The 19666-nt window shown below is 66.8% G+C and carries 21 protein-coding genes; 11 read left to right on the top strand and 10 right to left on the bottom strand.

What is annotated here, in order from left to right:
- The first annotated feature begins 90 nt into the window (after positions 1-90).
- The 3 genes from ASG43_RS16935 to ASG43_RS16925 are packed head-to-tail and all read left to right on the top strand — an operon-like array spanning position 91 to position 2560.
- A complete protein-coding gene (locus ASG43_RS16935; RefSeq protein WP_244488141.1) occupies positions 91-675 on the top strand; it encodes a DUF1285 domain-containing protein in 585 nt (194 codons plus the stop codon).
- On the top strand, positions 672-1298 hold the full coding sequence (locus ASG43_RS16930; protein ID WP_056507628.1) for a CoA pyrophosphatase: 627 nt from the start codon (positions 672-674) through the stop codon (positions 1296-1298). The genes ASG43_RS16935 and ASG43_RS16930 overlap by 4 nt, the downstream gene beginning before the upstream one ends.
- Positions 1295-2560: a CCA tRNA nucleotidyltransferase gene (locus tag ASG43_RS16925; protein ID WP_056507627.1), complete on the top strand. Its 1266-nt coding sequence runs from the start codon at positions 1295-1297 to the stop codon at positions 2558-2560. The genes ASG43_RS16930 and ASG43_RS16925 overlap by 4 nt, the downstream gene beginning before the upstream one ends.
- A gap of 98 nt (positions 2561-2658) precedes the next feature.
- Here ASG43_RS16925 and ASG43_RS22315 read toward each other — a convergent pair whose 3' ends face one another.
- The gene (locus ASG43_RS22315) at positions 2659-2835 is read right to left on the bottom strand and encodes a DUF1059 domain-containing protein (RefSeq protein ID WP_082491003.1); all 177 of its coding nucleotides are present in this window, start codon (positions 2833-2835) and stop codon (positions 2659-2661) included.
- Between the two features lie 289 nt (positions 2836-3124).
- On the opposite strand from ASG43_RS22315, the gene ASG43_RS16920 reads away from it, so the two are divergent.
- Positions 3125-3445 carry a multidrug efflux SMR transporter gene (locus ASG43_RS16920; RefSeq protein ID WP_056507626.1) on the top strand — a complete coding sequence of 107 codons (321 nt, stop codon included), beginning with the start codon at positions 3125-3127 and terminating at the stop codon, positions 3443-3445.
- A 15-nt stretch (positions 3446-3460) separates the two neighbouring features.
- On the opposite strand, the gene hemF is transcribed toward ASG43_RS16920, so the two are convergent.
- Entirely contained in the window at positions 3461-4366 is a 906-nt protein-coding gene (hemF, locus tag ASG43_RS16915; RefSeq protein WP_056507625.1) for an oxygen-dependent coproporphyrinogen oxidase, read from the bottom strand.
- Between the two features lie 211 nt (positions 4367-4577).
- Between hemF and ASG43_RS16910 the strand changes: the two genes are divergently transcribed.
- Positions 4578-4832, top strand: coding sequence for a hypothetical protein (locus ASG43_RS16910; RefSeq protein ID WP_056507882.1), 255 nt, complete (start codon positions 4578-4580; stop codon positions 4830-4832).
- A 37-nt stretch (positions 4833-4869) separates the two neighbouring features.
- Here the strand turns inward: ASG43_RS16910 and ASG43_RS16905 are convergent, their stop codons facing one another.
- Both ASG43_RS16905 and ASG43_RS16900 read right to left on the bottom strand, forming a co-directional pair.
- On the bottom strand, positions 4870-6264 hold the full coding sequence (locus tag ASG43_RS16905; protein ID WP_244488140.1) for an HD-GYP domain-containing protein: 1395 nt from the start codon (positions 6262-6264) through the stop codon (positions 4870-4872).
- Positions 6265-6371: 107 nt separating this feature from the next.
- Positions 6372-6836: a tRNA (cytidine(34)-2'-O)-methyltransferase gene (locus ASG43_RS16900; protein WP_056507624.1), complete on the bottom strand. Its 465-nt coding sequence runs from the start codon at positions 6834-6836 to the stop codon at positions 6372-6374.
- Between the two features lie 202 nt (positions 6837-7038).
- Here ASG43_RS16900 and ASG43_RS16895 point away from each other — a divergent pair, with 202 nt between their 5' ends.
- The 5 genes from ASG43_RS16895 to ASG43_RS16875 all read left to right on the top strand — a co-directional run bounded on the left by ASG43_RS16895 (position 7039) and on the right by ASG43_RS16875 (position 13977).
- Positions 7039-8919 (top strand): ABC transporter ATP-binding protein, encoded by a 1881-nt coding sequence (locus ASG43_RS16895; RefSeq protein ID WP_056507623.1) that lies wholly within the window; start codon positions 7039-7041, stop codon positions 8917-8919.
- Positions 8916-10805 (top strand): ABC transporter ATP-binding protein, encoded by a 1890-nt coding sequence (locus tag ASG43_RS16890; protein WP_056507622.1) that lies wholly within the window; start codon positions 8916-8918, stop codon positions 10803-10805. The genes ASG43_RS16895 and ASG43_RS16890 overlap by 4 nt, the downstream gene beginning before the upstream one ends.
- A 261-nt stretch (positions 10806-11066) precedes the next feature.
- Positions 11067-11627, top strand: coding sequence for a ubiquinol-cytochrome c reductase iron-sulfur subunit (petA, locus tag ASG43_RS16885; protein ID WP_056507621.1), 561 nt, complete (start codon positions 11067-11069; stop codon positions 11625-11627).
- Positions 11628-11648: 21 nt separating this feature from the next.
- Positions 11649-12947 carry a cytochrome b N-terminal domain-containing protein gene (locus tag ASG43_RS16880; protein ID WP_056507619.1) on the top strand — a complete coding sequence of 433 codons (1299 nt, stop codon included), beginning with the start codon at positions 11649-11651 and terminating at the stop codon, positions 12945-12947.
- Positions 12948-12972: 25 nt separating this feature from the next.
- The gene (locus tag ASG43_RS16875; protein ID WP_082491002.1) at positions 12973-13977 is read left to right on the top strand and encodes a cytochrome c1; all 1005 of its coding nucleotides are present in this window, start codon (positions 12973-12975) and stop codon (positions 13975-13977) included.
- A 97-nt stretch (positions 13978-14074) separates the two neighbouring features.
- On the opposite strand, the gene ASG43_RS16870 is transcribed toward ASG43_RS16875, so the two are convergent.
- The 5 genes from ASG43_RS16870 to ASG43_RS16850 all read right to left on the bottom strand — a co-directional run bounded on the left by ASG43_RS16870 (position 14075) and on the right by ASG43_RS16850 (position 17774).
- On the bottom strand, positions 14075-14545 hold the full coding sequence (locus tag ASG43_RS16870; protein ID WP_056507617.1) for a MaoC family dehydratase: 471 nt from the start codon (positions 14543-14545) through the stop codon (positions 14075-14077).
- On the bottom strand, positions 14542-14994 hold the full coding sequence (locus ASG43_RS16865) for a MaoC family dehydratase (protein WP_056507615.1): 453 nt from the start codon (positions 14992-14994) through the stop codon (positions 14542-14544). The genes ASG43_RS16870 and ASG43_RS16865 overlap by 4 nt, the downstream gene beginning before the upstream one ends.
- A gap of 100 nt (positions 14995-15094) precedes the next feature.
- Positions 15095-16198: a redox-regulated ATPase YchF gene (ychF, locus tag ASG43_RS16860; RefSeq protein WP_056507876.1), complete on the bottom strand. Its 1104-nt coding sequence runs from the start codon at positions 16196-16198 to the stop codon at positions 15095-15097.
- Between the two features lie 151 nt (positions 16199-16349).
- The gene (gene pth / locus ASG43_RS16855) at positions 16350-17090 is read right to left on the bottom strand and encodes an aminoacyl-tRNA hydrolase (RefSeq protein ID WP_056507613.1); all 741 of its coding nucleotides are present in this window, start codon (positions 17088-17090) and stop codon (positions 16350-16352) included.
- 27 nt (positions 17091-17117) lie between these two features.
- Positions 17118-17774, bottom strand: a complete 657-nt coding sequence (locus tag ASG43_RS16850; RefSeq protein WP_056507611.1) for a 50S ribosomal protein L25/general stress protein Ctc — start codon at positions 17772-17774, stop codon at positions 17118-17120.
- Between the two features lie 336 nt (positions 17775-18110).
- Between ASG43_RS16850 and ASG43_RS16845 the strand changes: the two genes are divergently transcribed.
- Entirely contained in the window at positions 18111-18653 is a 543-nt protein-coding gene (locus tag ASG43_RS16845) for a tetratricopeptide repeat protein (protein WP_056507874.1), read from the top strand.
- A 39-nt stretch (positions 18654-18692) separates the two neighbouring features.
- On the opposite strand, the gene ASG43_RS16840 is transcribed toward ASG43_RS16845, so the two are convergent.
- Entirely contained in the window at positions 18693-19661 is a 969-nt protein-coding gene (locus tag ASG43_RS16840; RefSeq protein WP_056507610.1) for a magnesium and cobalt transport protein CorA, read from the bottom strand.
- Positions 19662-19666: the final 5 nt, after the last annotated feature.

Here is a 19666-nt window from a genome sequence, read left to right as displayed (position 1 = left end):
CGGCCGCGTTCGCCTGCGCTGCAAAGGACATGGGATTTGGAACAAAGGGGACAGACCGATATGCGGCAATCCGAAGGCCCCGCAGGGAAGATGCCGGGGGCCGCAGTGCCGGCCGATCTCGCCGCCCTCGTCGCGCGCGCCGAGCGGGCGGGCAAGGGCGCGCCGCCGGTGGAGATGTGGAACCCCGATCATTGCGGCGACATCGACATGGTGATCCGCGCCGACGGAAGCTGGTTCTACAACGGCACGCCGATCAACCGGCCGGCCCTCGTGCGCCTCTTCTCCACCGTTCTCCGGCGCGACGAGGACGGGCGGACCTATCTCGTGACGCCGGTCGAGAAGCTCGGCATCACGGTCGAGGATGCCCCGTTCCTCGCCGTCGAGATGAGCCGGAACGAACGGGACGGCGTTTCGGTCCTGACATTCCGGACCAATGTCGGCGATGTGGTCGAGGCCGGGCCCGATCATCCCCTGCGCTTCGAGATCGCCGGCGAGGGCGGCGGGTTCGAGCCCTACCTTCGCGTACGCGGACGGCTCGACGCCAAGCTGACGCGCGCGCTCGCCTTCGAGATCGCCGACGCCATCGAGGCGGACGACGCGGGCGCGCCGGCGATCGCGTCCGGCGGCGCCTGGTTCCCGCTGCCGCCGCATGCGCTGGACGACGCGAAGGCATGACGATCTTCTCGGCAGCCGACCTGCGTGCGCGCCTGCCGCGGCTCGTCGGCCCGGCGCCGGGCGGCGAGGTGAAGGATATCGGCGATCACGTGCTCAATCCCGATTGGGCACAACTGGTCGAAGGACCGGCCGCTCGCGAGGCCGCCGTTCTCGTCCCCGTCGTCGACGATCCCGACGGCGCCCGGGTGATCCTGACGCGGCGCTCGGACGCGCTGCGCAAGCATTCGGGTCAGGTCGCCTTTCCCGGCGGCTCGATCGATCCGACGGACGCCTCTCCCGAGGCCGCAGCCTTGCGCGAGAGCCGGGAGGAGATCGGCCTCGACAGCGCCTTCGTCGAGACGCTGGGTCGCCTTCCCGCCTATCGCACGACGACCGGCTTTCGCATCACGCCGGTGCTCGGCATCGTTTCGCCGGGATTCGCGCTGACACCCGATCCGGCGGAGGTCGCGGACATCTTCGAGGTGCCGCTGGCCTTTCTGATGGACGCCGCGAACCATCGCCGCGAAAGCCGCCTCTTCCAGGGGCACGAGCGCTTCTACTATTCCATGCCCTTCGGCGGGCAGATCATCTGGGGCGTCACGGCCGGTATCGTTCGCGCGCTCTACGAAAGGCTCTACGCATGACGACCCTTCCGGCGACGCCGCGCACCATTGGGGCCGACTGGCTGTCCGATGCCGATCTCCAGTCCCTGCTGGCGGCGCTGGTCGGCCCGGGCGACGAGGAGGCGAGGATCGTCGGCGGCGCGATCCGCAACACGCTGCTCGGCCGAGCGGTCGCCGACATCGACATCGCGACCACCTGCCATCCCCACACGACGATCGAGCGCGTCGAAGCGGCCGGCTTCAAGGCGGTGCCGACCGGCGTCGAGCACGGCACGGTCACCGTCGTCGCCCGGCAACGTTCCTACGAGGTCACGACCCTGCGCCGCGACGTCGAGACCGACGGGCGCCGCGCCAAGGTCCTGTTCGGCCGCGACTGGCAGCTCGATGCGGAGCGGCGCGACTTCACGATCAACGCGCTCTATGCGGACAGCGACGGCCGGGTCGTCGACCTCGTCGGCGGGATCGGGGATCTCGAAGCCAGGGTTCTGCGCTTCATCGGCGATGCCGAGACGCGGATCGAGGAGGATTATCTGCGCATCCTGCGCTTCTTCCGCTTCTTCGCCTGGTACGGGGAGGGGCGTCCCGACGCGGCGGGTCTTCGGGCCGCGACGCGGCTGAAATCGGGCCTGTCCCGCCTCTCGGCCGAGCGCGTCTGGTCCGAGCTGAAGAAGCTCCTCGAGGCGCCCGATCCTTCGCGGGCCCTTCTGTGGATGCGTCAGACGGGTGTCCTCAGCGCCGTCCTGCCGGAAAGCGAGAAATGGGGCATCGATGCCATTCACGGGCTGACGCGGGCCGAGACGGAGTTCGGCTGGCCGGCGGACGCGCTCCTGCGTCTCCAGTCGATCGTCCCGCCCGACGAGGCGCGCATGACGGCCATGGCCGAGCGGCTGCGCTTCTCCAACGCGGATCGCGACCGGATGACCTCCTGGGCGAAAGCGGGTCCGGTCGCCGCCGACATGACGGCATCGGACCTGCGCGGCCGGCTGTATTTCGGCGATCGGCCGGCCATCGTCGATCGGCTGAGACTGGCGGTCGCGAACGCTCGGGCAAGGCCGGGCGGCGCCGACCTGTCCGCCCTTGCCGAGACGGCGACGCTGCAGCGGATGCTGGGGGAAGCCGAGAGCTTCGATCCCCCGGTCTTTCCCCTTTCGGGCGACGACCTGAAGGCCGAGGGCGTTCCGGCGGGACCGTCCCTCGGACTGGCCTTGCAGTCGCTTCGGCGAAGCTGGGTGGACAGCGGCTTCGTCCTGTCGCGCGAACGGCTGCTCGCCAGCCTGCGATAGGGATCGCTTGCCAGCCTCGAAGAGAAACGCACGGCGTCACGAAAAAAGCGGGCCCGAGAGCCCGCTTCGTCAATGTCCCACCAAACCGTGCGAGGTTCTCAGTTCCGGTGCTCCGTCGTCGCCTGACGGAACTGGTCCATCATCGACGGCGTGATCGTATCGACACCCAGTTGGCGGGCCTGCATCACGGCACGCCGAATGACCTCGGCGGGGCTTTCGGCTCGAATCACGCGCTCGCAGCCTGGAATGACCCCTGCGCAATTCAGTTCGTACATGTCTTCGTCTCCCATGCGAGCGTTGGACGCTCAACACGAGCAATAAAGGTGCAAGCGGTGCCGAGTTCCAGGGTCCTTCGCCGAATTTAACAGTCATGCGAATAGATCATGGAACCGCAGGATTGCCGCAGGTCTGCGTCCGACTTTCACCCGATCGCTGCGAGCTCTCTGCGCTGTTGGTACGGCATGATCTTTTCTTCGGCGGGCCGCTTCCCTATCTGCGGGCGCGGGGACGACCTCACGCCTGCATTCTCATTCGGGACGACCCGGCGACCATAAGGAGTCCGCGTTGGCTTGGGTCTATCTGTTCGGTGCCGGTCTTCTCGAAATCGTCTGGGCCTTCACCATGAAGCAGTCGGAAGGCTTCACCCGCCTTGTTCCGACGCTTGTCACCTTCGTCGCCATGATCGGCAGCTTCGCGCTGTTGTCGGTTTCCATGCGCAGCCTCCCGCTGGGCACGGCCTATACTGTCTGGACCGGGATCGGCGCGGTCGGTGCCTTCGTGATCGGCATCGGCGTCCTGGGCGAGGCCGTCACGCCGATGCGGCTTCTCGCGGCCGCGCTGATCCTGTCCGGCCTCATTCTGATGAAGCTGTCGTCCGGCAGCTGAAACGCGACGGCCGGTTCAGGGCCACTTCACCACGGGCGGCATGGACGAGAGGATCGAGGCGACGTTGCCGCCCGTCTTCAGCCCGAACAGGGTGCCCCGGTCGTAGAGAAGGTTGTACTCGACGTAGCGTCCCCGCCGCACGAGCTGCTCCTCGCGGTCGGCCTCGGTGTAGGGAAGCGCGGCGTTCTGCCGGACGATGTGAGGATAGACGACGAGAAACGCCTTGCCGACGTCGCGCGTGAAGGCGAAGTCCGCGTCCCATCCGCCCATGTCCGACGAGGAATGGAGCCAGTCGTAGAAGATGCCGCCGACGCCCCGCGCTTCTCCGCGATGCGGCAAGTGGAAATACTCGTCGCACCATTCCTTGAACCGGTCGTAGCTCGCGACGCCGGCATGGCGGTCGCAGACGAAGCGCATCGCCTTGTGGAAGGCCTGCGTGTCCGGATCCTCCTGCGTGCGCCGCCGATCGAGCGTCGGCGTGAGGTCCGCGCCGCCACCGAACCACTGGCGGGACGTCACCACCATGCGCGTGTTCATGTGAACGGCCGGCACGTTCGGATTGCGCATATGGGCGATCAGCGAGACGCCGGACGCCCAGAAGGTCGGGTCCTCGTCCGCGCCGGGAATTTGCTTGCGGAATTCCTCGGAGAATTCCCCGTGGACCGTCGAGGTGTGGACGCCGACCTTTTCGAAGACACGGCCGTGCATCATCGACATGACGCCGCCGCCCCCGTCCCCCTCGCGCGACCAGGGGGTGCGCACGAACCGCCCCGCCGGCAGTCCGTCCGCCTCGAACGCGTCCTCGATGTCCTCGAAGGCCTGGCAGATCCGGTCCCGCAGGGCCTCGAACCACCCGCGCGCTTCCGCCTTCTTCTCTTCGAGGCCTTCCGGCAGGCCCTCGGGCAGCTGGGGACGTTCCATCCGATCGTGTCCTTCTCGGTCGCGCTCTCTTCGGGGCAGCGACGGGCTTCCTAGCGAAGCCATTCACGTTTTCGCCTAGCAGGAAGCCCGCGGGACCGGAAGCGCCGAGACGCGAGGTGCGGTGAACGAGAGCGCTGAATCGATTCGCAAATCGAAAGCTGCGACGCTATCTTCGATCCGAGATATCCCCGGCCGCGACGCGATGGTCTCGATGAACGCCTTTCCACGCCCGCCCCTGGACGGCCTGAAGCGCCAGCTCCGCGAAACGCGATCGCGATCCGAGGCGACGCGCGACGCGTTCCTGCGCCAGACCTACACGCTGCCCCGCGAAGCGGCCCGGGTGAAGGCGCGCGAATGGTTCGAGCTCTATCCGAAGGCGGCCTACTGGACGTCCGTCGAAAGCTGGCGTCTCCTGCCCGGCGACGAGGTCGAGTTCACCATGCGCCGGCTTCCCTCCGCGGACTGACCGGTCTCGCGGATCCCCCGCTCTGCGGATGGAGCCGTCAGGCGGCTCGCGAGAGGTCGCTTTCGATCGCCGATATCGCCCGTTCGAGCGCCGCCACGAAGTCGGGGTGGAAGGCCGAGCCGATATCCTTCCGGATGATGGCGAGCGCCGCCTCGACCGGCATCGCCGCGCGATAGGGGCGGTTGGCCGTCAGGGCATCGAAGACGTCGGCGACCGAGACGATCATCGTCTCGGGTTCGAGTTCGCTTTCCCGCAGGCCGCGCGGATAGCCCTTGCCGTCCAGTCGCTCGTGGTGCCCGCCGCCGATGCGCGCCATCTCGCGGAACACCGGCACGCGCGTTAGGATGCTTTCGGACAGGGAGGCGTGGTTGCGCATCTCCTTCCACTCCTCGTCGTCGAGCTTTCCGTTCTTGTCGAGGATCGAATTGGAAACGCCGAGCTTGCCGATGTCGTGGAGGAGGGCGGCGCGTCGCAGCCAGCGTCGGCGCTCGGCCGAGTAGCCGCTCTCGGCCGCCACCATGTCCGCATAGACCGCGACGCGTTCGGAATGACCCGAGGTGAAGGGGCTCTTGGAATCGATGACCTGTGCGAAGGCGCGGGCGATGTCGTCGAGATAGTCCTCGTCCACCGTGATGAGGCCCTGGCGAGGCTCCAGCGCCAGCACGGCGTCGGCGATGTCCTCCGATGTCAGCATGGACCAGAAGGCGTTCGATGCCGCGACGGCCTCGAAGGCCGACACGATCGAGGGGTCGAACCAGCTGCCGGTCCGCTGGCGCACCTCCGCGAGGGCGGCCTCGCGCCCGTCGGCCCGGTGGAAGACGTCGACGACTTGGCTGAGGAGGGCGATCCGCGCATAGAGCGGGATCGCCGGCCCCTCCAGACGGTCGGGCCGGCCCCGGCCGTTCCAGTGCTCGTCGAGGCCATGGATGCCCTCGCACACATTCTTCGGAAATCGCAGCATCCGGGCGATCTCGGCCCCGCGCTGGCAGCGCGTCTGGATGAGATCGTCGGCGATCTCGCCGCCGTTCTGCAGGATGTTGAGAACGGCCTTGAATCGCTCCGTCAAACCGGCCTTCAGACCCGTATGGGAGAAGACGAAGGACAGGACCTTCGGCAGGCTGTCGCTCACCGTCTTGAAGTCGCGCTTGAAGCCGATATCGTCGGACAGATAGAGTTCGCAGATGCGCGCGGCATTGCTCGAGCAGCCGAGATCCTTCAGCATGATCGTGTAGTAGAGCTCCCACAGCTGGAGCTCCGGCAGGCCCAACTGCCGCCCGATGTGGATCCCGATCCAGGTCGAGCGGACGCAGTGGCCGATCGGCTGGCCCTCGGTGATGTCGAGCGCATGGCTGAGCGCGCCGAGCAGTTCGGCCAGCCGCATCTGGCCCGTGTCCTCAACCCGGTGGTGCGCATCGACGAGTGCCAGCGCCATGGCCGCGATCCCCTGTTTTCCCCGGGGGCATGATAGCGCAGTGGATCCTTACGAAGGCAGGCCAGCGGCACGGTTTTGTATGGCAAGATGAACGAAGCGTTCCGGGTTCAACCCTCCGCCCATCGCGTCTGGCGCAGCGCTTCGCCGGCCGCCATGCCGACCGCGACAGCAAGGTTGAGCGATCGCGCGCCGGTCTCCATCGGGATCGTCACGCGAAGGTCGGCGCGGTCATGGATCTCGGCGGGGACCCCGGCGCTTTCGCGCCCGAACAGCAGCACGTCGTCCGCCTCAAACGTCGTCCTCGTATAGGGACGGTCGCCGGCGGTGGTGAAGAGGACGAGCCGACGTGCCCCGGATCGGCGCCAGTCCTCGAAATGGCCGAAGGTCAGGTGGCGCGTCAGCCGCGCCATGGCGAGATAGTCCATCCCCGCCCGCTTCAGCGCCCGGTCGGACAGATCGAACCCGGCCGGCTCGATCATCGCGACGTCGAGGCCGAGACAGGCGCCGAGCCGGAGGATCGTCCCGGTGTTGCCGGCAATGTCGGGCTGGTAGAGGGCGAGCGTCGGAGCCATGGCCGCCTCATGGCGCAAGCCCGCCTCGTGGGCAAGCCTGCCGCCCGAGCAAGGCATGCTCCGGCGACGCCCGGGGCATCGGACCGCGGCAAACGACCACCGCCGTGATTTTCGGGCAAGGCGGGCCTATATGGCGAAAGACGGCTGTCCCAGGCAGCCGGTCCTCCTCGCCCGACCGATCGACCGGCTTCGAAAGTCCCCCATGTTCGCCTTCTTCGAGAGGCTCGTCGATCCCTTTCCGGGCGATCGGCCCGCGAGCCCGCCTTCCGGCCTTTGGCGCTTCATCTGGCATTATGCCCGGCCGGTCTGGCCGCTGCTCCTGTGCTACGCGGTCCTGACCTCGCTGGTCTCGTTGGTGGAGGTCTCGCTCTTCGGCTTTCTCGGGCAGATCGTCGACTGGCTGTCGGCGGCCGATCGCGCGACCTTCCTCGCCACCGAAGGCTGGAAACTCTTTGGGATGGCGGTCGTCATCGTCCTCGTCCTGCCGAGCCTCGTCTTCGTGGAGTCGCTCTTCGGCTTCCAGGCACTCTTCGGCAATTTTCCCATGCGCTTCCGCTGGAGCGTGCATTCCTGGCTGCTCGACCAGTCGCTCGGCTTCTTCCAGGACGAGTTCGCCGGTCGGATCTCCACCAAGCTGATGCAGACGGCGCTGGCGCTGCGCGAGACGATCGTGAAGTCCATCGACGTCCTCCTTTACGTCGCGGTCTACTTCACCGGCATCGTCCTTCTCATCGCCGGTTCCGACTGGCGGCTCACGCTGCCCTTCCTCGGATGGCTCGTCGCCTACGTCTTTCTCCTGCGCTTCTTCATTCCGCGCCTGATGGCGGTCGCCGAGCGTCAGTCGGATGCGCGCGCGGAAATGACCGGGCGCATCGTCGACGCCTACGCCAATATCGGGACGGTCAAGCTCTTCGCGCACACGCACCGCGAAGCCGCCCATGCGCGGCATTCGATGCAGAGCTTCCTGACGCCCGTCTACGGGCAGGCCCGTTTGATCAGCGCCTTCTTCACCAGCCTCTATGCTCTGAACTCGCTGCTCCTGCTCGGCGTCGGCGGAACGGGCATCGCCCTCTGGCTCACCGATGCGGTGTCGATCGGCGCGATCGCGGTCGGCATCGGCCTCGTCCTGCGCCTCACCGGCATGTCGCAATGGATCATGTGGGAGGTCTCGGCCCTCTTCGAGAACATCGGTACGATCCGCGACGGCATGGCGACCTTCACGCGGCCGATCCTTCTGACCGATGCGCCGGACGCCAAAGACCTCGCCGTGCCCCACGGGGAGGTCCGATTCGAGTCCGTGTCCTTCTCCTACGGGACATCCGTCGCCCACCGCCCGGCCGGACCGGTCATTCCCGGCCTTTCGCTGACGATCCGGCCGGGCGAGAAGATCGGGCTCGTCGGACGCTCGGGCGCCGGCAAGTCGACGCTCTTCAACCTCCTCCTGCGCTTCTACGACGTCGAGAGCGGGCGGATCCTCATCGACGGGCAGGACATTTCCAAGGTGACGCAGGCCTCGCTGCGGGCCGCCATCGGCATGGTGACGCAGGACACCTCCCTGCTTCATCGAACCATCGCCGAGAACATTCTCTACGGCCGCCCCGATGCCGACACGGCATCGCTCGCCCGCGCGGTCGAGCGGGCCGAAGCCGCCGGCTTCATCGCCGGGCTCGTCGACTCCCAGGGCCGGACCGGTCTCGACGCCGAGGTCGGCGAACGCGGCGTGAAGCTTTCCGGCGGACAGCGTCAGCGGATCGCCATCGCGCGCGTGATGCTGAAGGATGCGCCCATCCTTCTCCTCGACGAGGCGACCTCGGCGCTGGATTCCGAGGTCGAGGCCGTCATCGCCGAGAATCTCTACCGCCTCATGGAGGGCAAGACCGTCATCGCCATCGCGCACCGCCTCTCGACCATCGCCGCCCTCGATCGCCTCGTCGTGCTCGACGCCGGCCGCATCGTCGAAGAGGGCCGTCATGCCGATCTCGTCGCGGCCGGCGGCCTCTACGCGCAGCTCTGGCAGCGGCAGGCCGGCGGGTTCCTCGGAGGCGACGACGCCGAAGTCCGGACGAAGAAGGCCGTGGAATGATCGAGCGCTTTCTCCGGCGCTTCGAGCGCATCCTCGATCCCTTCGACGAGACGATGACCGACGACGCACGCGAACGCGAGCGGCTGACGGGTCATCTTTCGCCGCTGCCCGCCACCGCCAACGGTTTCATCTGGCACTTCGCGAAGCAGGCGAGGGGACCGCTTCTCGTCCTTCTCGTCGCCGGCGGCCTGTCCGGCGGCGTCGATGCACTTCTTTTCTCCGGCGTCGGCTGGATCGTCGACGCCTTGGAGCGCGGCTCGCCCGAGACCCTATTCGCCGAGCACGGCGGCATGCTGATCGCGCTCGCGCTCTTCACCCTCGTCGGCCGCGCCCTGGTCCTTGTGGCGGCGTCGGTCGTCGAGGAGCAGATCGTCTCGCCGAGCCTCTACAACCGCATTCGCTGGCAGGCCTATCGTCGCCTGATGGACCAGTCCTACACCTTCTTCCAGAACGACTTCGCCGGTCGCCTCGCCCAGAAGGTCCAGCAGATCGGGCAGGCCACCGGCGATTTCCTGGTCACCACGCTCCAGACCCTCTGGGGCTTCGTGACCTTCGTCCTCCTCGCCGTCACGATCCTCGGCGCGATCGACTGGCGCATGGCCGCGGTGCTCGCGGTCTGGTCGCTCGGCTATGCCTGGATCGTGTATGCGCTCCTGCCGCGGATCCGCGAACGGGGACGCGAACGGGCAGCCGCCAATTCGATCTGGACCGGCCGCGTCGTCGACAGCTTCACCAACATCCTCTCCGTCAAGCTCTTCGATGCGACGCGGGCCGAGGATGCCTTCGTCAAGGACGGGTTCCGATCCTATGTCGAGGCCGTGTGGCGGCTCGGGCGAGCCCTGACGAGCGTCCGCAGCGCCGTTGCCATCCTCAACGGCTTCATGATCACCGCCGTCGGCGCCGTCGCGATCCTCGGCTGGCAGGCCGGCACGACGACCGCCGGCGGCGTCGCGACCGCGCTCGGGCTCGTTCTGCGCCTGAACCAGATGAGCGGCTGGATGATGTTCAACATCAACGGTCTCGTCCGGAACTACGGGACGATCCAGGATGCGGTGGCGACGATCGCCGTGCCGCCGACCCTTGTCGACCGGTTGGACGCCGTGCGCCTCGAAGCGCCCCGCGGCGAAGTGCGGTTCGAGAACGTGACCTTTCACTACGGCAAGGGCGGCGGCGTGATCGACGAGATGTCGCTGACCATCCGGCCGGGCGAGAAGATCGGCCTTGTCGGTCGGTCCGGGGCCGGCAAGACGACGCTCGTCAACTTGCTCCTGCGCCTCTACGAGGTGGAGGGCGGGCGCATCCTCGTCGATGGCCAGGACGTCTCGCGCGTGACGCAGGCCTCGCTGCGCGCGGCGATCGGCGTCGTGACGCAGGACACCTCGCTTCTTCACCGCTCCATCCGCGAGAACATCGCCTATGGGCGCGAGGATGCCGACGAAGCGGCCATCGAGCTCGCCGCCGCCCGCGCCAACGCCACCGCCTTCATTCCGACCCTGCGCGATCCGAAGGGCCGCAGCGGCTTCGACGCGCATGTCGGCGAGCGCGGCATCAAGCTGTCCGGAGGTCAGCGCCAGCGAATCGCCATCGCCCGCGTCCTTCTGAAGGACGCCCCCATCCTCGTTCTCGACGAGGCCACCTCTGCGCTCGACTCCGAGGTCGAGGCCGCGATCCAGGAAAATCTGCAGGTCATGATGCGGGGCAAGACGGTCATCGCCATCGCGCATCGCCTTTCCACCATCGCCGCGCTCGACCGGCTGATCGTCCTCGACGGCGGGCGGATCGTCGAGGAAGGGCGGCATGCCGACCTCGTGTGGCGCGGCGGACTCTATGCCGAACTCTGGGCGCGCCAGTCCGGCGGCTTCATCGATGCGCAGGCGGCCGAATAGGGCCCGCAGACCGGGCGGGCGGGCTGGGGCTGGCGCGAAGCTTGCGGCGAATCGGCATCGGAGACGGCCGAACGCGGCCAGACCTCGACCGGAGGGTGCCAAGCGTCTGGACAAGCTCGAAATCGCCGCCTAGAACGCCTCCAAAACGTGGCAAGATCGTGGGCGGCGTGGCAACATGCGTCGTCAGCGCCCTTGTCGCGATCCGAAGTTTCCGCGAAAAGCGGATCGGAGACCATGAAGTCCCTGGAAGGAGCTCGAGATTTGAGCGTCAACGACACCGCCGAACCGACCCGCCGGGATTTCCTCTACATCGCGACCGCCGCCGCCGGCGCGGTAGGGGCGGCTTCGCTCGCCTGGCCGTTCATCGACCAGATGAACCCCGATGCCGGAACGCTCGCCCTCGCCGAGATCGAGGTCGACGTGAGCCAGGTCGCCGAAGGCCAGTCGATCACCGCCAAGTGGCGTGGCAAGCCGGTCTTCATCCGCCAGCGCACCGCCGAGGAGATCGCCTCCGCGAAGGCCGTTCCTCTGTCCGACCTCAAGGACCCCGTCGCCCGCAACGCCAACCTTCCCGACGCCGCCGAGGCGACGGATGCCAATCGCACGGCGAACGGCAAGGAAGCCTGGCTCGTGATGGTCGGCGTCTGCACGCATCTCGGCTGCATCCCGCTCGGCCAGCAGGGCGATTTCGGCGGCTGGTTCTGCCCCTGCCACGGCTCACACTACGACACGGCCGGACGCATCCGGCAGGGACCCGCGCCGCAGAACATGGCGGTGCCGGCCTTCACGTTCATTTCCGACACGACCGTGCGCATCGGCTGAGGTAGGAGCTAAGGATTATCCATGAGCGGTCACTCGTCCTACGTCCCCACCTCCGGCGTCATGCGCTGGATCGACGCGCGCCTTCCCCTGCCGCGTCTCGTCTATGACAGCTTCGTCGCCTATCCGGTGCCGCGCAATCTGAACTATGCCTATACGTTCGGCGGCATCCTCGCGATCTTCCTGGTCTCGCAGATCCTGACCGGCGTCGTGCTCGCCATGCACTACGCCGCCACCTCCGCCGGCGCCTTCCAGTCCGTCGAGCGCATCATGCGCGACGTGAACTGGGGCTGGCTCCTGCGCTACATGCATGCCAACGGCGCGTCCTTCTTCTTCATCGCCGTCTACTGCCACATCTTCCGCGGCCTCTACTACGGCTCCTACAAGCAGCCGCGTGAGGTTCTCTGGATCCTCGGCGTGATCATTTTCCTCCTCATGATGGCGACCGCCTTCATGGGCTATGTCCTGCCTTGGGGCCAGATGTCCTTCTGGGGCGCGACCGTCATCACCGGCTTCTTCACGGCCTTCCCCGTGATCGGCGATCCGATCCAGCAGTTGCTCCTCGGCGGTTTCGCGGTCGACAACGCCACGCTCAACCGCTTCTTCTCGCTGCACTACCTCCTGCCCTTCATGATCGCGGGCGTCGTCGTCCTGCACGTCTGGGCGCTGCACGTGACGGGCCAGACCAATCCGACGGGTGTCGAGGTCAAGACCTCGAAGGACACGGTTCCCTTCACCCCGCATGCGACGGTGAAGGACGCGTTCGCGATGGTCGTGTTCCTCGCGATCTTCGCCTACTTCCTGTTCTACATCCCCAACTACATGGGCCATCCCGACAACTACATCCCGGCGAATTCGCTGAAGACGCCCGCGCACATCGTGCCGGAATGGTACTTTCTGCCCTTCTACGCCATGCTGCGCGCCATCACCTTCGACGTCGGCCCGATCGATTCCAAGCTCGGCGGCGTGCTCGTGATGTTCGGCTCGATCATCGTCCTCTTCTTCGTGCCTTGGCTGGACACGAGCCGGGTGCGTTCGACCTCCTATCGCCCGATCTACAAGATCTTCTTCTGGATCTTCGCCGCCAACGCCGTGATCCTCGGCTGGCTCGGCTCGCGTCCCGCGGAGGGCATCTACCCGACGCTCGCGCTGATCGGCACCATCTACTACTTCGCGCACTTCCTGATCGTCCTTCCGCTGCTCGGCCTCATTGAGACGCCGAAGAAGCTGCCGGCCTCGATCACCGAGGCGGTGCTCGGCAAGCACAAGGGCGGGTCGGGCGTTCCGGCCGGCGCCGCGGCTTCGCCGGACGTCAAGGGCTGAACGGTTGCGGTCGGGATCCATCACCATGAACAGACTTCTCGCAACCGTTCTCGCGGCCGGCGTCTTCTTCAGCCCCATGGCCTTCGCCCAGGAAGCGGTCGCCCCCGCGACTCCGCCGGAGACGCCGACGGGCGCGGCACCGGCGGCAGCGCCTGCCCCGGCCGCCGACAGCGCGCCGGCGGCCGCTCCCGCCGCCGAAGCCGGACAGCGCTCTGCCGGTGGCGGCGTGCCCCCGTCGGAGCATTCCGAAGAGCATGGCGCGACCCAGCATTATCCGCTGAAGCATCCAGCCCAGCTCGACTGGAGCTTTGCCGGTCCCTTCGGTCACTGGGATGTCGGACAGCTCCAGCGCGGCCTCAAGGTCTACAAGGAGGTCTGCGCGGCCTGCCACTCCATGGATCTCGTCGCCTTCCGCAATCTCGAAGCGCTGGGCTACGACGAAAATCAGGTCAAGGCCTTGGCCGCCGAGTACACGGTTCAGGATCGCGCCCCGAACGCCGACGGCGAGATGTTCGATCGCCCGGCGATCCCGTCGGATTATTTCCCGTCGCCCTATCCGAACGCGGAGGCCGCTGCCGCCGCCAACAACGGCGCCGTGCCGCCCGACTTCTCGTTGATCGCCAAGGCGCGTCAGGTGGAGCGCGGCTTCCCGACCTTCGTCTTCGACATCTTCACGCAATATGCCGAAGGCGGTCCCGACTACATCCACGGCCTCATCACGGGCTACAATCAGGAGCCGCCGGCGGGCGTCGTGGTGCAGCCCGGCACCTACTACAATCCCTACTTCATCTCCGGCCCGGCGCTGGCCATGCCGCCGCCGATCTCCGACGATCAGGTCACCTATGACGACGGCTCGCCGCAGACGGTCGACCAGTATTCCCGCGACGTTTCGGCTTTCCTGATGTGGGCGGCCGAGCCGCATCTGGCCGAGCGCAAGGCGACCGGTCTCGTCGCGGTCGTGTTCCTCGTCATCTTCGCGGTCCTGCTGTTCCTGACCAAGCGCAAGGTCTGGGCGAACACCCCGCACTGAGGTGCCGGATCGATCGCTTCGAAACGAAGAAGGGCCCCGACTGGGGCCCTTCTTCGTTTTGGCGTTGCGTCTCGTCGCCCGTTCGGCCCGGCAGTCCTCAATCCGTCCCCATGAAGGCGGCAGCCTTCATCGAGAAGACTGGAGCACCGTCCTGGTTGGCGCCGGTCGCCAGAAATTCCAGGACGCCCCAGCCTTGGCGCGTCGCGGAGATGCGCTTGGCCGTGACCGTCTGCGAGAAGGTGACGGTGTCGCCGTCGAAGACCGGACGTAGCCAGCGCAGCTCGTTCACGCCGGGCGACGGCCCGAGCCTCGGCGCCGTACCCCCATCCTCCACGAAGCGCGCGACGGCCGCTGCCGTCGCATCGACATTCAGCCGCATGAACACGGCCGCCGTATGCCAGCCGGACGCACAGAGACCGCCGAGCACCGAAGCCTTGGCGGCCTCGGCATCGAGGTGAAAGCGTTGAGGGTCGAACTGTCGGGCGAAACGCCGGATGTCGTCGGCTTCGAACCGATGCGAGCCCAGATGCATGGCCTCGCCGACCTTGATCAAATCCCAGAAGCTCATGCGTCTGATCCCGCGCGCGTCGACAGCATGACGGTGTATTCGCACGCGAGAACCGGCTCGCCGTTCTGGTTGACGAGGTCGTTGCGCAGCTTGGCGATCCCGATCGTCGGACGCTTCTGCGAGACCCGCGCCTCCAGCACCGTCATCGTACCGGACAAGGTATCGCCGGGCCGGACAGGCCGCTTCCACTTGACGAAATCCACACCGGGCGAACCCTGGGACGTGGAATCAAGGATGAACCCGTCGGCCATCATCCGCATCATCATCGAGCACGTGTGCCAGCCGGATGCGGAGAGACCGCCCAGCATCGACGCCGCCGCGGCGTCGTCATCGAGATGAAAGGGCTGGGGATCGAACTCCGCGGCGAAGGCGATCACCTCCTCGCGCGTCACCGCGTAAGGGCCGAGCGGGCGCGTCGCGCCCACCGGAAAGTCCTCGAAAGTCTGCATGCCTATCCCTCCGCCCGACGGGGCCTCGGAGCCAGCATATATCGCGTTTCGAACGGAAGGTGAGGGGAGACCGCGATTGCGCTCCCGCCTCAGCCCGGTCTCAGTTGTTGAACTTGAACATCATGATGTCGCCGTCCTGAACGACGTATTCCTTGCCTTCGTCGCGCGCCTTGCCCGCTTCCTTCGCCGGCACTTCGCCGCCGAGTCCGACGAAGTCGTCATAGGCGATGGTCTGGGCGCGGATGAAGCCCTTCTCGAAATCGGTGTGGATCACGCCGGCGGCCTTCGGCGCCTTCCAGCCCTTGTCGATCGTCCAGGCGCGCGTTTCCTTCGGGCCGACCGTGAAGTAGGTGATGAGGCTGAGAAGTTCGTAGCCGGCACGGATGAGCCGGTCGAGGCCCGGTTCCGTCAGTCCGATCGCCTCCATGTAGTCCGGCACGTCCGCTTCCGGAAGCTGAGCGATCTCGGCCTCGATCGCCGCCGAGATGATCACCGACGACGCACCCTGGGCCTTCGCCATCGCGGCCACGGCCTCGGTGTGCGCATTGCCGGTCGCCGCATCCGCTTCCGCGACGTTGCAGACGTAGAGGACCGGCTTCGACGTCAGGAGATTGAGGTTGCGCAGATGCTGCAGATCGTCCGCGTCGAGCTTGTCGAGCAGGACACGCGCGGGCTCGCCGGCCTGAAGCTTCTCCAGGACCTTCTCCATGACCGGTAGAACCGCCAGCGATTCCTTGTCCTTGGTCGAGGCCCGCTTGCGGATGCCGGTGATGCGCCGCTCGATGCTTTCGAGATCGGACAGCATCAGCTCGGTTTCGACCGTCTCCGCGTCCGCCGTCGGATCGATCTTGCCCTCGACATGGGTGATGTCGTCGTCCTCGAAGCAGCGCAGCACGTGCACCACGGCGTCGACCTCGCGGATGTTGGCGAGGAACTGGTTGCCGAGCCCTTCGCCCTTCGAGGCGCCGCGCACGAGGCCGGCGATGTCGACGAAGGTGATGCGCGTCGGTACGATCTGCGCCGACTTGCCGATCTTGGCGATCACGCCGAGGCGCGGATCGGGCACCGCGACATCGCCGGTGTTCGGCTCGATCGTGCAAAACGGATAGTTCGCGGCCTGCGCCGCGGCGGTCTTGGTGAGGGCGTTGAAGAGCGTGGACTTGCCGACATTGGGCAGCCCGACGATGCCGCATCTGAAACCCATGGTTTCCGTTCCTTCGAATGGAGGATCCGCGCTGGAGCCGCGGATGAAGATCGTTGGTCGCTGTTTGGTCTGCCGGGCCGTCGCGGTCAATGCTGGAAGGCGCGGGCACCGTCGGCGCCAGCCATCGGGATGCACGCTGCCCGGCCTCCGGTCAGTCCTTGCCGAACAGCCGTTTCAGCATGTCGGCCATAGCGCCGCTCGGTTCGGCCTTGGGCGGATCGCTGCGCGCCTGCCGGATGTGGCTGCGGCCTTTCGCGGGCGCCTTCGCGACGGTGGTCTTGGCGGACATCGGTGCGGACGATCCCTTGGCCGAGGTCGGCTCGGTCGAACCGGTCGCCATGGCGATGCGGTTCATGAATTGCGCATCCTCGCCGGCGCTAAGCAGTTCGACCTGCCGTGCCACGGCCTCGATCAGCGGATCCAGCCACTCGCGATCGACCTTGTGGAAGTCCGACAGGACATGGCCGTTCACCCGCTCCTTGGAGCCGGGATGGCCGATCCCCAGACGCACGCGCCGATAGTCCTTGCCGATATGGGCGTCGATCGATCGAAGGCCGTTGTGACCGCCATTGCCCCCGCCGGTCTTCACGCGAACCTTGCCCGCGGCAAGGTCGAGCTCGTCGTGGATGACGACGACCTGGCCCGGCTCGATCTTGTAGAAGCGGACGGCGTCCCCGACCGAGGCGCCGGACTCGTTCATGAAGGTGAGCGGCTTCAGGAGGAGGACCTTGTCGGTCCCGATCTGACCTTCGGATATCTCCCCCTTGAACTTCTTCGTCCAGGGGGAGAAGCCGGCCCGGCGCTGGATCTCGTCCACCGCCATGAAGCCGATATTGTGCCGGTGTCCGGCATAGGAGGGGCCGGGATTGCCGAGACCCACGATGAGCAGCATGGCGCCCGGCCTCTCCTGTCGTTCGATTTACTTCTCGTCCGAAGCGGCGTCGTCTTCCGGACCCTGGCCGGTGACTTCCGTCTCGGGCGTTTCCGCCTCGACCTCGTCGACCTCTTCGGCCATCGGAGGAACGATCGTCGCGATCACGACGTCGCCTTCGCCGACGAGCGTGACGCCCTTGGGAAGCTTCAGCTCGGACGCATGGATCGCCGCGCCGATCTCGAGACCCGTGAGGTCGATCGTGAAGGCCTCCGGGATGCTTTCGGCCGGGCACTCGACCTCGACCGTGTGATGCGCGACGTTGAGGACGCCGTCGTTCGCCTTGATGCCGGGCGCCGCGTCTTCGTTCTCGAAGTGGACGGGAATGGCGACATGGACGACCGTGCGCTCGGAGACGCGCAGGAAGTCGACATGGATCAGGAAGTCCTTCACCGGGTCGAGCTGGTAGTCCTTGGGAAGGACCTTGATCTGCTTGCCGTTCAGTTCGATCGTCGCGATCGTGGTCTTGAAGCCGCCGGCATGGAGCTTCAGGAACGTCTCCTTGTAGGGGACGGCGATCGGGAGGGGTTCCTGCTTGTCGCCGTAGATGACGGCGGGCACCATTCCGTTGCGGCGAAGATGTCTGGCGGCCCCCTTGCCGACCTTCTCGCGCGCCTCGGCCTTGACCGTGTAGGTCTCGCTCATGGCTCTATCCTTCGTTTCGTTCAGAGGATGCCGAACCGGTATCCCGCTGGGGACCGGAACGACGAAAAGCGGACCCGCGGGACCGCTCAACTCCGCGCTGCCTCCAAGGGTGTCCGCGCGGACGTGAGCGCCATAGCGGAGACGGACCGGAAAATCAACCAAACCATGGACGGCGCCTCGGCCGCGCAAAGCCGGTTCGTCGATGGTCCTGCGTCTTTGCGTCATCGAGATGTCCTTTGCCCGCCGTCGGCAAGACGGCTACCCTCTCGCTGAGAGCCGGGCATGAGCCGACAGCGACCGCTGCCGACCGGCCTCCCGGGAGATCCGCCAATGCGCATGACATTCGATCCGTCCTTCCGCGCCGGTGTTCTCGCCGCCTTCGTTTCTCTCGCGTCCTTTCTCGTCCCGGCTGCCCCCGCCAAGGCCGCCGGCGACGACAGCGGGTCGACCAAAACCTGCGCGAAGGGCCAGGTCTACGACGGCAAGACCAAGACATGCGTGAAGCGGACGAGCGCCGTGTCGGACTCCGAGCTCACGCCCTACGCCTATGCGCTTGCCAAGGCTGGCCGCTACGCCGAAGCGATCGACGTCCTCGACACGCTCGCGGAGCCGGACACGGCGCAGGCCCTGAACTATCGTGGCTACGCAACCCGCAAGCTCGGGCGCATCGACGAGGGCATCGCCTACTACCTGAAGTCCGTGTCGCTCGATCCGACATATGTGAAGGTTCGCGAATATCTCGGCGAAGCCTATGCGCTCAAGGGCGAGACCGATCTGGCGCTGGCGCAGCTCGACCGGATCGAGGTCCTCTGCGGCAGCCGGACCTGTGCCGAATACCGCTCCCTTGCCTCGGCCATCGAGGAACCCGGCTCCTGGTGAGCCTTCGCATACATCCTGGGATCGGAAGCGGCCGGCTCGTCAGAGCCAGCCGGACCGCTTGAAGCGCCAGAAGAGCGTGCCGGCGATCCCGAAGATCAGCCCGAGCGCCATGGGATAGCCGAAGGTCCAGCGGAGTTCGGGCATGTGCTCGAAGTTCATTCCGTAGATGCCGGCGATGGCGGTCGGCACGGCCAGGATCGCGGCCCAGGCGGCGAGCCGACGGGTGATCTCGCCCTGCCGCTGCTGTTCGAGGAGGCTGGAGGCCTCCAGCACGAAGGACAGGATCTCCCGAAGCCCGTCGAGACGGCGTGCGACACGGTCGACCTGGGCGACGAGATCGCGGAAATAGGGCCGGATCTCCGGGTCGACGGCTCCGATCTCGAGATGGCCGAGCCGGTTGGCGACCTCCTCCATCGGTCCGATGATGCGCCCGAAGCGCACGAGCTCGCGACGCAGGTCGAAGATCCGGCCGATCTCGGCCCGGCTGAGGAAGGCGTCGAGCGCCCGGCGCTCCATGCCGAGCACGTCCTCCTCCAGGGCATCCAGCGTTTCGAGATAGCCGTCGACGATGAAGTCGAGCACGCCGTAGAGGACGCTGTCGACGCCGTGCTTCAGGAAGGCCGGCGTCGCCTCGAGCTCCTGCCGAAGCGAGGTGTGGCCCCGCACCGTGTTCGATCGCAGGGTGATGACATGCCGGTCGCCGACGAAGATCGAGGTCTGCCCGTAGACGATCGCGCCGTCGTTCAGCTGCACGGTTCGCGCCAGGACGAAGATCTCGTCGTCCAGGATCTCGATCCGGGGCAGGGCGCGCGGCTTCTGCGCATTGGCCAAGGCGAGCGGATGAAGGTCGAAGCAGCAGCGCAACGCCTCCAGTTCCTGTTCGGTCGGCTCAACGAGCCCCAGCCACAGGAATTCGCCCTCGCCCATGACCGGGCACTGCAGGCCGTCGAAGACGACCTCGCGCACCCGCCGTCCTGCGGCGTAGACATAGGCCGCGACGACGCTCAAGCCGG

The organism is Aureimonas sp. Leaf454, from assembly GCF_001424685.1.
GTDB lineage: Bacteria > Pseudomonadota > Alphaproteobacteria > Rhizobiales > Rhizobiaceae > Plantimonas.
The sequence above is the reverse complement of the archived record's forward strand: the minus strand, read 5'-3'. Positions and strand labels throughout refer to the sequence as shown.

Coding starts and splice junctions, on each gene's coding strand:
- ASG43_RS16935 (WP_244488141.1), top strand. CDS start 91: ATGCCGGGGGCCGCAGTGCCGGCCGATCTCGCCGCCCTCGTCGCGCGC.
- ASG43_RS16930 (WP_056507628.1), top strand. CDS start 672: ATGACGATCTTCTCGGCAGCCGACCTGCGTGCGCGCCTGCCGCGGCTC.
- ASG43_RS16925 (WP_056507627.1), top strand. CDS start 1,295: ATGACGACCCTTCCGGCGACGCCGCGCACCATTGGGGCCGACTGGCTG.
- ASG43_RS22315 (WP_082491003.1), bottom strand. CDS start 2,835: ATGTACGAACTGAATTGCGCAGGGGTCATTCCAGGCTGCGAGCGCGTG.
- hemF (WP_056507625.1), bottom strand. CDS start 4,366: ATGGAACGTCCCCAGCTGCCCGAGGGCCTGCCGGAAGGCCTCGAAGAG.
- ASG43_RS16910 (WP_056507882.1), top strand. CDS start 4,578: ATGAACGCCTTTCCACGCCCGCCCCTGGACGGCCTGAAGCGCCAGCTC.
- ASG43_RS16905 (WP_244488140.1), bottom strand. CDS start 6,264: ATGGCGCTGGCACTCGTCGATGCGCACCACCGGGTTGAGGACACGGGC.
- ASG43_RS16900 (WP_056507624.1), bottom strand. CDS start 6,836: ATGGCTCCGACGCTCGCCCTCTACCAGCCCGACATTGCCGGCAACACC.
- ASG43_RS16895 (WP_056507623.1), top strand. CDS start 7,039: ATGTTCGCCTTCTTCGAGAGGCTCGTCGATCCCTTTCCGGGCGATCGG.
- ASG43_RS16890 (WP_056507622.1), top strand. CDS start 8,916: ATGATCGAGCGCTTTCTCCGGCGCTTCGAGCGCATCCTCGATCCCTTC.
- ASG43_RS16880 (WP_056507619.1), top strand. CDS start 11,649: ATGAGCGGTCACTCGTCCTACGTCCCCACCTCCGGCGTCATGCGCTGG.
- ASG43_RS16875 (WP_082491002.1), top strand. CDS start 12,973: ATGAACAGACTTCTCGCAACCGTTCTCGCGGCCGGCGTCTTCTTCAGC.
- ASG43_RS16870 (WP_056507617.1), bottom strand. CDS start 14,545: ATGAGCTTCTGGGATTTGATCAAGGTCGGCGAGGCCATGCATCTGGGC.
- ASG43_RS16865 (WP_056507615.1), bottom strand. CDS start 14,994: ATGCAGACTTTCGAGGACTTTCCGGTGGGCGCGACGCGCCCGCTCGGC.
- ychF (WP_056507876.1), bottom strand. CDS start 16,198: ATGGGTTTCAGATGCGGCATCGTCGGGCTGCCCAATGTCGGCAAGTCC.
- pth (WP_056507613.1), bottom strand. CDS start 17,090: ATGCTGCTCATCGTGGGTCTCGGCAATCCCGGCCCCTCCTATGCCGGA.
- ASG43_RS16850 (WP_056507611.1), bottom strand. CDS start 17,774: ATGAGCGAGACCTACACGGTCAAGGCCGAGGCGCGCGAGAAGGTCGGC.
- ASG43_RS16845 (WP_056507874.1), top strand. CDS start 18,111: ATGACATTCGATCCGTCCTTCCGCGCCGGTGTTCTCGCCGCCTTCGTT.